Annotated in this window: 11 protein-coding genes; 6 read left to right on the top strand and 5 right to left on the bottom strand. The window is 65.0% G+C overall.

The window, feature by feature from the left end:
* The first annotated feature begins 31 nt into the window (after positions 1–31).
* The 4 genes from MA09_RS09910 (at position 32) to MA09_RS09925 (ending at position 3801) form a co-directional block, all read left to right on the top strand.
* Positions 32–1186 carry a homoserine O-acetyltransferase gene (locus MA09_RS09910; RefSeq protein ID WP_152594614.1) on the top strand — a complete coding sequence of 385 codons (1155 nt, stop codon included), beginning with the start codon at positions 32–34 and terminating at the stop codon, positions 1184–1186.
* A complete protein-coding gene (metW, locus tag MA09_RS09915) occupies positions 1183–1800 on the top strand; it encodes a methionine biosynthesis protein MetW (protein WP_036247657.1) in 618 nt (205 codons plus the stop codon). Before MA09_RS09910 ends, metW begins: the two co-directional genes overlap by 4 nt.
* A gap of 132 nt (positions 1801–1932) precedes the next feature.
* A complete protein-coding gene (locus tag MA09_RS09920; RefSeq protein WP_036247659.1) occupies positions 1933–2838 on the top strand; it encodes a M48 family metallopeptidase in 906 nt (301 codons plus the stop codon).
* A 12-nt stretch (positions 2839–2850) separates the two neighbouring features.
* On the top strand, positions 2851–3801 hold the full coding sequence (locus tag MA09_RS09925) for a pseudouridine synthase (RefSeq protein ID WP_051933350.1): 951 nt from the start codon (positions 2851–2853) through the stop codon (positions 3799–3801).
* 6 nt (positions 3802–3807) lie between these two features.
* Here the strand turns inward: MA09_RS09925 and MA09_RS09930 are convergent, their stop codons facing one another.
* The gene (locus tag MA09_RS09930; protein ID WP_152594615.1) at positions 3808–8040 is read right to left on the bottom strand and encodes an Ig-like domain-containing protein; all 4233 of its coding nucleotides are present in this window, start codon (positions 8038–8040) and stop codon (positions 3808–3810) included.
* Positions 8041–8243: 203 nt separating this feature from the next.
* Positions 8244–9014, bottom strand: a complete 771-nt coding sequence (locus MA09_RS09935) for an exodeoxyribonuclease III (protein ID WP_036247661.1) — start codon at positions 9012–9014, stop codon at positions 8244–8246.
* A 213-nt stretch (positions 9015–9227) separates the two neighbouring features.
* Between MA09_RS09935 and MA09_RS09940 the strand changes: the two genes are divergently transcribed.
* Together MA09_RS09940 and pyrE are read left to right on the top strand one after the other, a co-directional pair.
* Positions 9228–10652 carry a PAS domain-containing protein gene (locus MA09_RS09940; RefSeq protein ID WP_051933351.1) on the top strand — a complete coding sequence of 475 codons (1425 nt, stop codon included), beginning with the start codon at positions 9228–9230 and terminating at the stop codon, positions 10650–10652.
* Positions 10653–10722: 70 nt separating this feature from the next.
* Positions 10723–11382, top strand: coding sequence for an orotate phosphoribosyltransferase (gene pyrE, locus MA09_RS09945; RefSeq protein ID WP_036247663.1), 660 nt, complete (start codon positions 10723–10725; stop codon positions 11380–11382).
* 57 nt (positions 11383–11439) lie between these two features.
* Here the strand turns inward: pyrE and gatB are convergent, their stop codons facing one another.
* Genes gatB through gatC form a run of 3 tightly spaced genes read right to left on the bottom strand, consistent with a single transcriptional unit; the run spans position 11440 to position 14752 of the window.
* The gene (gene gatB / locus MA09_RS09950; RefSeq protein WP_036247665.1) at positions 11440–12900 is read right to left on the bottom strand and encodes an Asp-tRNA(Asn)/Glu-tRNA(Gln) amidotransferase subunit GatB; all 1461 of its coding nucleotides are present in this window, start codon (positions 12898–12900) and stop codon (positions 11440–11442) included.
* Positions 12901–12931: 31 nt separating this feature from the next.
* The gene (gatA, locus tag MA09_RS09955; protein ID WP_036247666.1) at positions 12932–14407 is read right to left on the bottom strand and encodes an Asp-tRNA(Asn)/Glu-tRNA(Gln) amidotransferase subunit GatA; all 1476 of its coding nucleotides are present in this window, start codon (positions 14405–14407) and stop codon (positions 12932–12934) included.
* Positions 14408–14452: 45 nt separating this feature from the next.
* A complete protein-coding gene (gene gatC, locus MA09_RS09960; protein ID WP_036247667.1) occupies positions 14453–14752 on the bottom strand; it encodes an Asp-tRNA(Asn)/Glu-tRNA(Gln) amidotransferase subunit GatC in 300 nt (99 codons plus the stop codon).
* Positions 14753–14769: the final 17 nt, after the last annotated feature.

Below are 14769 nucleotides of genomic sequence, written 5' to 3' on the forward strand. Positions count from 1 at the left end.
GCGCCCTACAAGAACGACAAGAACACCATCCATGGGATCGATTGGAACAGTCACACCACAGGCGATGCACTTCGCCGAGCCGCTGCGCCTGCAAAGCGGCGCCAGCATCGGCGACTACACGCTGATGTATGAAACCTATGGCAGCCTGAACGCCGACAAGTCGAACGCCGTCCTGATCTGCCATGCGCTGAACGCCTCGCACCACGTGGCAGGCACTTATGCCGACAAGCCCAAGAGCCAGGGCTGGTGGGACAACATGGTGGGACCGGGCAAGCCGGTCGACACCAACCGCTTCTTCGTCATCGGCGTGAACAACCTCGGCTCCTGCTTCGGCTCGACCGGCCCGATGCACACGAATCCCGCCACCGGCAAGCCCTATGGCGCGGCCTTTCCGCTGCTGACGGTGGAAGACTGGGTGGCGGCGCAGGCACGCCTGGCCGACCGCCTCGGCATCGACTGCTTCGCGGCCGTGATGGGCGGCTCGCTGGGCGGCATGCAGGCGCTCTCCTGGAGCATCATGTTTCCGGAACGCCTGCGCCACTGCATCGTGATCGCCTCCACGCCCAAGCTGTCGGCCCAGAACATCGCCTTCAACGACGTGGCGCGCCAGGCCATCCTGAGCGACCCCGACTACCATGGCGGCGATTTTTATGAACACGGCGTGGTGCCGAAGAACGGCCTGAAGGTGGCGCGCATGGTCGGCCATATCACCTACCTGTCGAACGACGACATGGCGGAGAAATTCGGCCGCAAGCTGCGCAACGCCGCCGAGAACGACGACTACAAATTCGATTTCGGCATCGACTTCGAGATCGAATCCTACCTGCGCTACCAGGGCGACAAATTCTCGGAATACTTCGACGCCAACACCTACCTCATCATCACCAAGGCGCTCGACTACTTCGACCCCGCGCGTGCCCATGGCGGCGACCTGACCAAGGCGCTCGGCGGCACGCAGGCGCAGTTCCTGATCGCCTCGTTCACCACCGACTGGCGCTTTTCGCCCGAGCGCAGCCGCGAGATCGTCGAGGCCTTGGTGTCCAACCGGCGCAAGGTGACCTATGCCGAGATCGACGCCCCGCACGGCCACGATGCCTTCCTGCTGGAAGATCCGCGCTACATGGGCGTAGTGCGCGCTTACTATGATCGCATTGCTCTCGAGCTCGCCGGCAAGGAGGCAGCATGAACCTGAACGACCTGAACGCGCTGCGTCCCGACCTGGCCTTCATTGCGGACTGGGTGCGCCAGGGCGCGCATGTGCTGGATGTCGGCTGCGGCGACGGCGCCATGCTGCGCTACCTGGAACTGAGCAAGGGCTGCACCGGCTACGGTGTCGAGATCGCCGACGACAAGGTGCTGGAGAGCACCCAGCGCGGCATCAGCGTCATCCAGCACGACATGGAGGAAGGGTTGGACCTGTTCCGCGACAATGCCTTCGACATGGTGCTGTGCCTGTCCTCGCTGCAGATGATGCAGCATGTCGAGGCGCGCCTGCGCGACATCGTGCGCGTGGGCCAGGAAGCCATCGTCTCGTTCCCGAACTTCGCCTACTGGCCGCACCGGGTAGCATTGATCCGCGGGCGGATGCCGGTGTCGCGTTCGCTGCCTTACCAATGGTTCGACACGCCGAACGTGCGCTATGCAACCATCCACGACTTCAAGGACCTGGCCGAGAAATGCGGGCTGGAAGTGCTCGAATACGTCGCCCTGGCCGAAGGAAGGCCGGTGAGCTTCCTGCCGAACCTGCGGGGCAGCCTGGCGGTGTTTCGTCTGCGCAAGAAATCGGGCGTGGTCGCCTGATTTCGCCTGGCTTATGTGCGGTGGCGGCTTGAAGAGCCGGCTACGATCCACGATGATCGGCCTCATAGTGAGTCTCCACCGAGTTACTTTCTTTGGAGATAGTGCTGCTAAGAACAGCCTATCGGTGACGAAATGAAAAAAATCAAGCATCTGGCGGCCTGCTTTTCCCTGCTTGCCGCAGTCGGTACGGCGGGCATCGGCGACGCCATCGCGCAGAACGATCGCAACACGACGGTCCAGGATGGGATCGAGGTCAGGCCGCTGTCGCGCCTGAGCAAACTTATTCCCCCGGAACAGCTCAACGAAGCGGCAGCGCAGCAATACGCGCAGATGATGAGCCAGGCGCAGCAGAAAGGCGTACTGCTGCCCCAGTCGCACCCGGAAGTGCAGCGCCTGCGCGCCATCGCCAAGCGCATCATTCCGCACACCACGCGCTGGAACCAGGATGCGACCCAATGGCAATGGCAGGTCAACCTCATCGACTCGAAGGACGTGAACGCCTTCTGCATGCCGGGCGGCCGGATCGGCTTCTTCACCGGCATCCTGACCTCGCTGAAGCTGACCGACGACGAGGTGGCGGCCGTGATGGGCCACGAGATCGCCCATGCGCTGCGCGAGCACAGCCGCGAGAAGATGGCCAAGCAGGGCCTGACCAATCTCGGCGCGCGTGTCGGCGGCGCCCTGATCTCGGGCATCTTCGGCATCGATCCGAACATCACCGGCACCGTGGCCAGCTATGGTGCCCAGTTCGCCGGCCTGAAGTTCTCGCGCGACGACGAGCGCGAGGCCGACCTGGTCGGGCTGGACATCTCCTCCCGCGCCGGCTATGACCCGCGTGCCGGCATCGCCCTGTGGCGCAAGATGGCGGCCCTGAACCAGCGCGCCCCGATCGAGCTGCTTTCGACCCACCCGGGCGGCGAGACCCGCATCAGGGACATGCAGGCGCACATGGACGTGCTGCTGCCCTTGTATGCGCGCAGCAAGGGCACCACCGTCAACAAGCTGCCGCCCTACCAGACCAATGTCGCCCTGCGTTGATGAGCGGGGTTGATGGCTAGGACCAGGAAGGGCCACCAGGCCGAAGCCAACGCCCATGTTCCGCTGCCGACCCGCGACGGTGTCGCGCCCAGCTACCTGTGGCTGACCGAGACCCGCGCCGGCGGCATGCTGCGCTTCCTCGCCGAACGCTTTCCCGACGTGCCGGAATCCGCCTGGGCGCGCCGTCTGGCGCGCGGCGAGATCGTCGACGCGAAGGGCGTGGCCCTGGGCGCCGACAGCCACGTGCGCCAGGGCATGCGCATCTGGTACTACCGCGAGCTGGAAGAGCCCGAAACCCCGATCCCGTTCCAGGAACAGGTGCTGTACCAGGACGAGCACCTGCTCGTGGCCGACAAGCCGCACTTCCTGCCGACCATCCCGACCGGCCGCTTCCTGCACGAGACCCTCCTGGTGCGCCTCAAGAAGCGCTTCGGGTTGCCGCACCTGGTGCCGATCCACCGGCTCGACCGCGAGACCGCGGGCGTGGTGATCTTCTCGCACAATCCGGAGTCGCGCGGAGCCTACCAGTCGATGTTCCAGAAACGCGTGGTGAGGAAGGTTTACGAGGCGCTGGCGCGCCCGCTCGAGGGCAGCCCGCTCGTGGGCCGGGACTTTCCCTTCACCTACCGCAGCCGCATGCAGGATGCGGAGCAGTTCTTCGTCAGCGCGGAAGTGCCGGGCGAGCCGAATTCCGAGACCCTGATCGAGTTGATCGAGCAGCGCGGCGAGGTGGCGCATTACCGGCTGCACCCGCATACGGGCCGCAAGCACCAGCTGCGCCTGCACCTGTCCGCGCTCGGCGCGCCGATCCTGAACGACGCCTTTTATCCGGTGGCGCTGCCGTGCAAGGGCGACGACTTCAGCGCGCCGCTGCAGCTGCTGGCGCGCTCGATCGCTTTCGAGGATCCGCTCAGCGGCGAGCCGCGCCGCTTCGAAAGCGGCTTCCGGCTCGACTGGCCCTGAATCGGGTCAGAAGATCGAGAATTCCCATTCCGGCACCCCAATGACGGCGGCGTTGCCCGCGAGGTCGGTCACGGTGTTGCTCTCCCATTGCATCCGCAGCAGCCCGGTGAGCGAGATGTTGAAGCTCAGCACATTGCCTCCAGTGATCTCCCAACCATTGCCACCGTTTCCTGCGTCGTAGACTTCGGAACTGCTGGTGCCTTGTAGTTCGAACCGGCCGCTCGGGTGGAAGCGGATTGCTTCGTTGAAGCTCAGGTCGAAGCGGCGGCCGATCAGGCTGCCGTTAAGGATGGTCAGCGACGGGCCCACGGTGTCGATGGTCACGCTCAGCGGATCCGAATCGGGCCCCTGGTTCCCGGCCAGGTCGAACTGGCGCACGCGTACCTGGTGGACGCCGTTCGCCAGCGCGCTGCTGGTGATCGACCAGTTGCCGGTGGCGTCCACGCTAACGCGGCCGACCTCGCTGTTCCCCACGACCAGGGCGACCTGGCCGCCCACTGTCGCGCCGCTGCCGGTGAAAGTCGGTGTGGTGGCGTTGGTAATGTTGTCGATGGTCGAACTGCCAGTGTCGCTGGCCTCGGCCAGGTCCGGCGCGGCGAGCTTGGCCGGTGCTGTGGTATCGATCTGCAGGTTGAACGATTCCGAATAGCCGCTCTTGTTGCCCGCGACGTCGAACTGTTTCAGGCCGACGCTGTGATAGCCCTCGCCGAGGACGGTACTGGTGATCGTCCAGTTACCCAAGGCGTCCGTGACCGTCTCGCCCACTTTGCGTTCGTCCACGAACAGCGCCACGACGCTGTTGGCCATGGCGCCGCTGCCGATGAAGGTCGGGGTCGTGTCGTTGGTGATGCCGTCGCTGCTCGAGGCGCCGGTGTCGCTCGCGGTCGCCAGCAGCGGCTTGGGCGGCGCGCTGGCCGGGCCGGTGAGGTCGACCACGAAGCGGACCGGGGGCGATTCGGCGCCGAGGTTGCCAGCCACGTCGACCTGGCGCACCGTGAAAGTGTGCTCGCCTTCCGCCAGCGGCGAGCTCACATAGGCAATCCAGTTGCCGGTCCCGTCGCTGTAGCCGCTGCCGCGTTCGGCCGAACCGGCGAAGATCTTGACCTGCGTGTACGGTTCCGCACCGCTGCCGCGCAGGACGGCGTAGCGCTCGTTCGTGATGCCGTCGCTGTCCGAGATGCCGGTGTCGCTGTCGAGGATGGCATTGGGCAGGGCGCCGGGCCCCTTGGTATCGATCGTCAGCTCCAGTGGCGACGATGCGGCGCTGACGTTGCCGGCGCGGTCGACCTGCTTCACCGTGATGCCGTGTTTACCGTCTGACAGCGGCGTCGTCGCGCCAAGGGTCGCGAACCACAGGCCGTCGGCATCGGCATCGGCCGTCCCCAGCAGGGTCGTGCCTTCGTAGAGCTGGACCCTGGCATAGGCTTCGACGATGCCGGACAGCGTGGGCGAGTTGTCGCTGGTGACGCGATCGCCGTAGTTGCCCGTATCGCTTTCGAGTGTCAGCGCCGGAACGGTGGGAGCCACCGGCGCAACGGTATCGATCGTCAGCGTCAGCGGCGCGGAAGCGGCGCTGCGGTTGCCGCCGCCGTCCACCTGCCTGACCGTGATATCGCGCACGCCGTCCGCCAGAGCCGTCGCGCTGCCAAGTAGCGCGCTCCAGGCGCCGTCGCCATTCGCAGTGGTGGTGCCGAGCAGGACGCTGCCTGCGTAGATCTCGACCGTGGCATGGGCCAGGGCCATGCCGGACAGGGTCGGCGAATTGTCGTTGGTGATCGCGTCACCCAGCATGCCCGAGTCGCTGGCCGGGGCCAGCACCGGTGCGGCCGGCGCCGCCGGTGCGGTCGGCCCGCCCGTCGTGCCGCCGTTGATCGTCAGCGCCAGGGCAGGCGAGGCGTCGCTCCTGTTGCCGGCGCGGTCCACCTGCCTGACCGTGATGTTGTGCAGGCCATCCGCCAGCGGCGTGCCCGATCCGACGGTCGCGCTCCAGGCGCCGGAAGCATTCGCGGTGGCGCTGCCGAGCAGGGTGCTGCCTTCGTAGATCTCGACCGTGGCATGGGCTTCCGCAGTGCCGGACAAGGTGGGCGTATTGTCGCTGGTGCTGCCGTCCCCCGGCGTGCCGGAATCGCTGCCGGCATCCAGCAGCGGCGCCGCCGGCGCGACCGGAATCGCGGTGTCGATCGTCAGCGTCAGCGCGCTGGAAGCGGGGCTCTTGTTGCCGGCGCGGTCCTGCTGGACGACGGTGAGCGCGTGCACGCCGTTCTCGAGTGGGAAGATCGACCCGATGCTCCACACGCCGGCGGCGTCGGCGGTGGTGCTGCCGAGCCAGGCCGTGCCCTTGTAGATGCTGATGCGCGCATGGGCTTCGCCTTTCCCGTGCAGGGCGGGGGAGGCGTCGTTGGTGATGTTGTCGCCCAGCGTGCCGGAATCGCTTGCCGCAGCCAGGGTGGCGGCGGTCGGGGCCGTGGGGGCGACGGTATCGACCACGAGGTCGATCTTGCCTCCATAGCCGCTGCCGTTGTAGATGCCGTCGCTGAAGTCGATATGGGCCGCGTCCAGCAGCTTGCCCGACAGGTCGGCCACCCTGCCCGCCAGGAGCGAGGTGTCGGCAATGCGCAGGCTGGCGATGTCGTCGCCGGCTTCCACCTTGTAGGTGAACAGCATCTCGCTGCCGTACGCGCCCTCGAACACGGCCCGCTTGCCGTTGCTGAGGATGAGCGAAGGCGCGGTGTCGCCCGCCACGTCCACATGTTCGCTGAAGCTGACGTAGAACTGGATCTCTTCTCCGGCACGGTAGTAGGCGTCGGAGCCGTACACGGTCACGCGGTCGGCGCTGGGCGCGAAACCGTCGTCGGTATGGAAGTAGATCTCGTACTCGCCGAAGGGATTGCCGGCGATGTCGGCCAGCGTGCGCGGCAGGACGATGTTGTAGCCGGTGTCGAGCATGAGCTGGTGCACCGCTGCCGGAATGCGCAGGGTGAGGCCGTCCTCCGACAGCCAGCCGGTGTCGAAGGGGATGCGGCGGTGGCCGTCGCCGATCCAGATCGTCAGCACGTCTTCCTTGTAGTCGGGGTCGCTGCTTTCAAGATCGGCGAACCAGTACACGGCTTCGGTGAAGGTAATCACCAGGTCGGCATCGAGGTCGATGGCAACGTCGCCGACGGGTGCGCTGTCCACGCCGGGCGCATCGGTGTCCACCGTGATGATGCGTGTCGCCGTCGGGCTGGCATGGCCATTGCCGATGACGCGTGCCTCGATCTTGTTGGGTCCGTCACGGAAAAGATGGGGCGGCTCGTCCCCGGCGCGCTCGCTCTCGCTGTCGTAGCGCCAGGTGGTGACCCCGCCTTTGGTGGCAAAGCTGATCTTCGATGGGTTGACCGTGCGGCCGTTGATGACCAGTTCCAGGTGCTCGCCTTCGTCGATGGTGCCGACCAGGGTGCCGGAAACGACCTGGCGAGGGTCGTTGGTGATGCCGTCGCTCGCGCTGGCGCCGTTGTCATGGATAAGCAGGATCTGGGCGCCGACATGGGAGTCGACCAGCGTGTCGACCGCATAGGGCGAGGATGCGACAGTGCCGCTGTGCGGCAGCGTGTCGCGCGGCTGCACGCCGGCCAGGTTCAGGCGCACGACATTGGCCGCGGAATCGACGCTGTCGTCCTGCACCAGGCGGAAGCGCCAGGTCAGGCCGTCCGTGCTGCGCGATACGTATTCCACCCGCGCATGTTCGGCGTCGAAGACGGAGAGGGGAACTTCATTGACCGCATGTGAAAAGCGCACGACCATCTCGAGCGGCGCGCCGGCCTTCAACACGCCGTCCGCAATCGACACCGTCGCGCTCAAGGCCAGGACCGGCTCGCCCACCGGCATGGTGAAGGCGGCGCTGCCCGGCACCGTGATGGCCCCTAGCGCCTTCCCGCCGCTGAGCAGCGTGCCCGCAGCCATATAGACGTTCAGGGTGGCGCCCGCCGGCAGGCCGGCCGCGTTGAAGCTCACGTGGGTGCCGCTGACGCTGACCTGGTCGAGCGGAATCTCTTTCGTGAACGTAGCGCCCACCACACGCAGCTTGGGCTCGCCGCTGACGCGGTCGATCACGGTCTGCACGGCCCCGTCGGTGACGAAGATCGAGCCGCTGCCCTTGCCCATCGTCGTCGCGAAATTCAGGTCGATCCGGGTCACCCCGTCGACTGTCCGTGCTGTGGTGGTCGGGAAGGTGGAGGAAGTAGTTGTGGTCGTGGACATGGCCTGCGCGTATTGTTGTTCCGTCAATGGAACATTCTGGTCTGAAAGTTGCCACGCGGATAGTATCAACAAACAGACATGCCATTTCGCTAAAGCAGCCGAAATAATGCTTTTTCGCATCATTTCGACAGCGAATCCCCCCGGAATGGGGGCAGGCGCAGGTCAGGATTTAGAAGCTGAGCTTCTAAATCCTAGATGAAGTATTAGAGATCGTAATCGATGATCAGCGGGGCGTGGTCGCTGAAGCGCTCGTCCTTGTAGATCGACACATTCTTGGCGCATGCGGCCATTCCCGGGGTGGCGACGTGGTAATCGATGCGCCAGCCCACGTTCTTCGCATAGGCCTGGCCGCGGTTGCTCCACCAGGTGTAATGCTCTGCGTCCGGGTGGACCACGCGGTGCACGTCCACCAGGCCGACCTCGTCGAAGATGCGGGTCATCCAGGCACGTTCTTCCGGCAGGAAGCCGGAATTCTTCTGGTTGCCCTTCCAGTTCTTGAGGTCGATTTCCTTGTGCGCGATGTTCCAGTCGCCGCAGATGACGACCTCGCGGCCTTCCGCCTTTAGCTCCTGCAGGTGCGGCAGGAACACTTCCATGAAGCGGAACTTGGCCAGTTGGCGCTCCGGCGACGAGGAGCCGGACGGGCAGTAGACCGAGATGACGGTCAGGTTGCCGAAATCGCAGCGGGTGTAGCGGCCTTCGGCGTCGAATTCCGTGCAGCCGAAGCCGATGCGCCTGTTGTCCGGCGCGACGCGGCTGTAGACGCCCGTGCCCGAATATCCTTTCTTCTCGGCGTAGTGGAAGTGGCCGTGGTAGCCGTGGGGCGAGAGGAATTCCTCGGTCATGTCGGCCTGCTGCGCCTTCAGTTCCTGCACGCAAATGAAATCGGCGGACTGGGTGGCGAGCCAGTTGAAGAAACCTTTTTTGTGCGCAGAACGAATACCGTTCAGATTAGCAGAGATGATTCTTGGCATGGATCGTGTTGGGATGGAAATGATAGCCGGCTTACGGCCAAATACATCCACAGTTTAGCGCGTTTTGTATCCATCAGGAACTTGATCCTTGTCGAAGTAAAGTGAAAAATTGCTGCGTTGCACCATGCTAGACTATTGGTCTACGTCATCGCACGATTCTAAGTTTTTGGAAATTAGGATGTGTGTTGTTACTTCACTTTCTAAGCAAGACCCATGAAGATCGATACGCACAGTGTTTTTCCCGACAGTGATGTTTCCCACATTGTTCGGTTCTATGCCGACGACGCCCCCTTGCTGGCCGAAGTCGCCGGTTTCATCGACAGGGCGTTGGCTGCGCCTGGCACCGGCATCGTGATCGCTACCGCGAGCCATTGCGCGGGGATCCGGGACCTGCTGGCTGCCCCAAGCGGCGTGGTGTTTCTCGACGCCAAAGACACCCTCGCGCAGTTGCTGGTCGATGGCTGGCCCGATGAGCCGCGTTTTCGCGCCGTGTTGGGGCCGTTGTTGTCCAACGCCTCAGCGAGCGCCGGCCCAATACATATTTTCGTCGAGATGGCCGCGCTGCTGTGCGCCCAGGGCCGATACCAAGCCGCACTGCGGCTCGAGCAGCTGTTGAACTGCCTGTGCGCGGACTACCGCTTGACCTTCTTCTGCGCTTATCCCTGGCGCGTGTTCCCGGATGCGGCCCAGGCCCAGGTTTTTGAGGACATCTGCGGCGAGCACGGTCATGCCTGTGGCAGCACGGTGCACGGCGTCAATCTTGATCTCAAGGGACGCTCGCTCGAGCAGGCGCGTCGCGAACAGATGGAAATTGCGCTCGGGGGGGAGGCGTCGGGGTATCGGCAGGAACAGGGGCCGGGTAACGCCGTCGAGGGCATGCACCACGTGGGTCCCGACGGCACTATTCTCTGGGCCGACCGCGCCGAACTGCAGATGCTCGGCTACCGCTGGGAAGAGTACGTAGGTCGCCACATCGCCAACTTCCATGTCGACGTCGAGATGGTCGACCTGATTCTGGACACCTTGCTGTCGGGCGGCGTCTTGGTCGACCAGCCGGCACGGCTGAGGTGCAAGGACGGCACGATCCGCCACGTGCAGATGTGTTCGAGCAGCTGTTTCGAGGATGGCAGGCTACGTTACAGCGCCTGTATCACACGGGACGACACCAAGCGCAACGAGAGTGCCGGAGTACTGACGCAACGCGACCGGCTTCTGCTCAACTCTCCGATAGCCGTGGCCCTCTTCATGGCGCCCGATCTGCGCTTTCGCCTCGCCAACCGGCACTTCTGCGACCTGTTTGGCCGACGCGAACTGGTCGGCAAGCGGCTGGTCGAGGCGTTGCCGCAACTGCGATATAGCGAGGTCGAAGCGGCGCTGGAGCACGTGTTCGAGACCGGCCAGCCCTGGTGCGGGAGGGAGCTGGGCCTGGTGCTGCCGAATGCGGACGGCATGCCGGAGGAGCGCTTTTTCAAGATTGACCTGGAGGCCCTGTACCAGGCTAGCGGCAAGCGCCATGGAGTGATGGCCGTGGTAGTCGACGTCACAGGGAGTGTGCGCACCCGTCGTCTGGGCATCCTGCAGCCCTCGAAAGCGCAAGCAACTGCCGGACAGGCCCGAGACCAGCCGCGCCAGGAGTGAGTCGACCTAAGCTGCGCGGCTTCAGGCGCGCGGTTTACAATACGGGCTTTTGAATCTTCAGGAGAAGCACGTGAGCGACCTGCGCCAGGAATTTATTGCATTTTCGGTCAAGGCCGAGGTATTGAAGTTCGGTCAATTCACCACCAAGGCCGGGCGCCAGTCGCCGTACTTCTTCAATGCCGGCCTGTTCCACGACGGCGCGACCCTGGGCCAGCTCGCGCAGTTCTATGCGCAGACCCTGCTCGATTCGGGGGTGCAGTTCGACATGCTGTTCGGCCCGGCCTACAAGGGCATCACCCTCGCATCCGCTACCGCCGTGGCGCTGGCCGCCAAGGGCCGCAACACCTCGTTTGCCTACAACCGCAAGGAAGCCAAGGACCACGGCGAGGGCGGCACCATCGTCGGCGCCAGGCTGGCGGGCAAGGTGGTCATCATCGACGACGTGATCTCGGCCGGCACCTCGGTGCGCGAATCGGTCGACATGATCCGCGCCGCCGGCGCCGAGCCGGCCGCCGTGCTGATCGCGCTCGACCGCATGGAGCGTTCCGGCAAGGACGGCGCGCTGTCCGAGCACTCGGCGGTGCAGCAGGTGTCGCAGGAATTCGGCATCCCGGTGATCTCGATCGCCAACCTGGACGACCTGTTCACTTATCTCTCGAACGAGGCCGGCGCCGACCTGGGTGCGCATAAAGAGGCCGTTGCGGCTTACCGCACGCGCTACGGCGTCTGAATCTGAAAGCGTAAAAAAACCGGAGCATGCTCCGGTTTTTTTGTTCAAGCAGCTTCGTCAGCCTGCCAGCTTCTTCTTCAGCAGCTCGGTCACCTGGGCCGGGTTGGCCTTGCCTTTGGATGCCTTCATGGTCTGGCCGATCAGCGCGTTGATCGCGGCTTCCTTGCCGGCGCGGTACTGCTCGACCGACTTGGCGTTGGCGGCCAGCACGTCGTCGACGATCGCTTCCAGCGCGCCCGTGTCCGAGATCTGCTTCAGGCCCTTCTGGTCGATCACGGTGTCGGCCAGGTTCACGTCATCCGACTTTGCTTCCCACATGGCGGCGAAGACTTCCTTGCCGGCCTTGTTCGAGATGGTGCCGTCGGCGATGCGCTTCAGGAGCAGGGCCAACTGGGCGGCACTCACCGGCGACTGGTCGAGCTCGACGCCTTCGCGGTTCAGGGTCGACGAAACGTCGCCCATCATCCAGTTCGCGGCGGCTTTCGCGTTTTCCTTGCCGGCAGCTAACACCACGGCTTCGTAGTAGGTCGCCATGGCCTTGGAGGAAGTCAGCACCAGGCTGTCGTACTCCGGCAGGCCGTACTCGCCGGTGAAGCGTGCGCGCAGGGCGCCCGGCAGTTCCGGCATGTCGGCCTTGATGCGCTCGATCCAGTCCTGGCCGATGACCAGGGGAGGCAGGTCCGGGTCCGGGAAGTAGCGGTAGTCCTGCGCGTCTTCCTTGGTGCGCATGGAGCGGGTCTCTTTCTTGTCCGGGTCCCACAGGCGGGTGGCCTGGATCACCTTGCCGCCGTCTTCGATCAGCTCGATCTGGCGCCGCACTTCGTAGTGGATCGCTTCTTCCATGAAGCGGAAGGAGTTCAGGTTCTTGATCTCGCAGCGGGTGCCGAATTCCTTCTGGCCGACCGGGCGCACCGAGACGTTGACGTCGCAGCGGAAGGAGCCTTCCTGCATGTTGCCGTCGCAGACCCCCAGCCACACCACCAGCGAGTGCAAGGCCTTGGCATAGGCCACGGCCTCGGCGGCGCTGCGCATCTCCGGCTCGGACACGATCTCGAGCAGCGGCGTGCCGGCACGGTTCAGGTCGATGCCGCTCATGCCGGCATAGTCCTCATGCAGCGACTTGCCGGCATCCTCTTCCAGGTGGGCGCGGGTCAGGTTGACGGTCTTCGTCTCCAGCTTGCCGTCCTTTTCGTAGGCGAAGCTGATGGTGCCGCCCTGGACCACCGGGTCCTCGAACTGGCTGATCTGGTAGCCCTTCGGCAGGTCGGGGTAGAAGTAGTTCTTGCGGGCGAAGACCGACTGCGGCGCGATCTTGGCGCCGACGGCCAGGCCGAAGCGGATCGCGCGCTCGACGGCGCCGCGGTTCAGTACCGGCAGCACGCCCGGCAGCGCCAGGTCGACCGGGCTGGCCTGGGTGTTCGGCTCGGCGCCGAAGCGGATCGAGCTGCCGCTGAAGATTTTCGAGTTGGTCGTGAGCTGCACGTGGTTCTCAAGACCGATGACGACTTCCCATTGCATAGTGTGTTCTCTCTTTTCTATCGGTCCGGGCTCAGACGCCTTCCGGCGCGCGGGTATGCCAGTCGGTCACCTGCTGGTACTGGTGCGCGATGTTCAGCAGCTTGGCTTCGGCGAAGTAGTTGCCGATGATTTGCAGGCCGACCGGACGCTTGCCGTTCTTTTCACCTTGGCCGAAACCGACCGGGATCGACATGCCCGGCAAACCGGCCAGGCTGGTCGACAGGGTGAAGATGTCGGCCAGGTAGTTCGCCACCGGGTCGTTGGCCTTGCTGCCCAGGTCCCAGGCCACCGTCGGCGCCACCGGGCCCATGATCACGTCGCACTGGTCCTTGAACGCGGCCTGGAAGTCGTCCGCGATCAGGCGGCGGATCTTCTGCGCCTGCACGTAGTAAGCGTCGTAGTAGCCGTGGCACAGCACGTAGGTGCCGACCATGATGCGGCGCTGGACCTCGCGGCCGAAGCCTTCGGCGCGGGTTTTGCGGTACATGTCCTGCAGGTCCTTGTACTCCGCGGCGCGGTGGCCGTAGCGCACGCCGTCGAAGCGCGACAGGTTCGATGAGGCTTCCGCGGGGGCGATGATGTAGTAGGTCGGGATCGAGAGCGCGGTCTTCGGCAGCGAGATCTCGACCAGGGAGGCGCCCAGCTTGACGAATTCGTCCAGCGCGGCGCGCACGGCCTGCTCGACGTCCTGCGCCAGGCCTTCGCCGAAGTACTCCTTCGGCACGCCGATGCGCAGGCCGGTCAGCGGCTTGTTCAGGTCGCGGGTGTAGTCTTCAGTCACGTTGCCCTGCTCGACGGTCAGGCTGGTCGAATCGCGCTCGTCGAAGCCGATCATCTCGTTGAGCAGCAGGGCGCAGTCCTCGGCGGTCTGGGCGATCGGGCCGCCCTGGTCCAGCGAGGAAGCGAAGGCGATCATGCCGAAGCGCGACACGCGGCCGTAGGTCGGCTTGATGCCGGTGACGCCGCAGAAGGCGGCCGGCTGGCGGATCGAGCCGCCGGTGTCGGTGGCGGTGGCGGCCGGCGCCAGGCGCGCGGCGATCGCGGCGGCCGAGCCGCCCGAGGAGCCGCCCGGCACTGCCAGCGGATCCCAGGGGTTCTTCACCGCGCCGAAGGCCGAGTTCTCGTTGGCCGAGCCCATCGCGAATTCGTCGAGGTTGACCTTGCCCAGGGTGACCATGCCGGCACGGTTGAAGCGTTCGACCACGGTCGCGTCGAAGGGGCTTTCATAATTGGCCAGCATCTTCGAGCCGGCTGTGGTGCGCCAGCCACGGGTCACGAAGATGTCCTTGTGCGCGATCGGCACGCCGGTCAGCGGGCCGGCCGTGCCGCCGGCGATGCGCGCGTCGGCCGCGGCAGCCTGTGCCAGGGTGCGTTCGCGGTCCAGGTGCAGGAAGGCGTTGTGGCTGCTCGCGTCGATGCGGTCGAGGTAGTGGCTGGTCAGTTCGACGCTCGAGACCTGCTTCGATTGCAGGAGCGCGGACAGCTCTTTGATGGTCTTGTTGTGCATGTGCGTGTCGATTCTGGAGGCAGGAGCGGGTGCTCGGGTGCGGGATTACTCGATGACTTTCGGGACCAGGTACAGGCCGTCCTGCGCCTTGGGCGCCGGCGCCTGGTAGTCCTCGCGGCGGTTCTCTTCGGTCACCACGTCGTCGCGCAGGCGCAGCGGCAGCGCCATGATGGCCGCCAGCGGCTGCGACAAGGGCGCAACACCGGTCGTGTCCACCGCCTGCATCTGCTCGGCCAAGGCGAAGATGCCGTTCAGTTCGGCCAGCGCGGTCTCCGCGTGGGCTTCGTCCATCTCGAGCTGGGCCAGGTTGGCGATGCGTTTTACGTCTGAAAGTGTCAGGGACATGGCAAAGGGCGCGGCTG

This window comes from Massilia sp. BSC265, assembly GCF_000740675.1.
GTDB lineage: Bacteria > Pseudomonadota > Gammaproteobacteria > Burkholderiales > Burkholderiaceae_D > Telluria.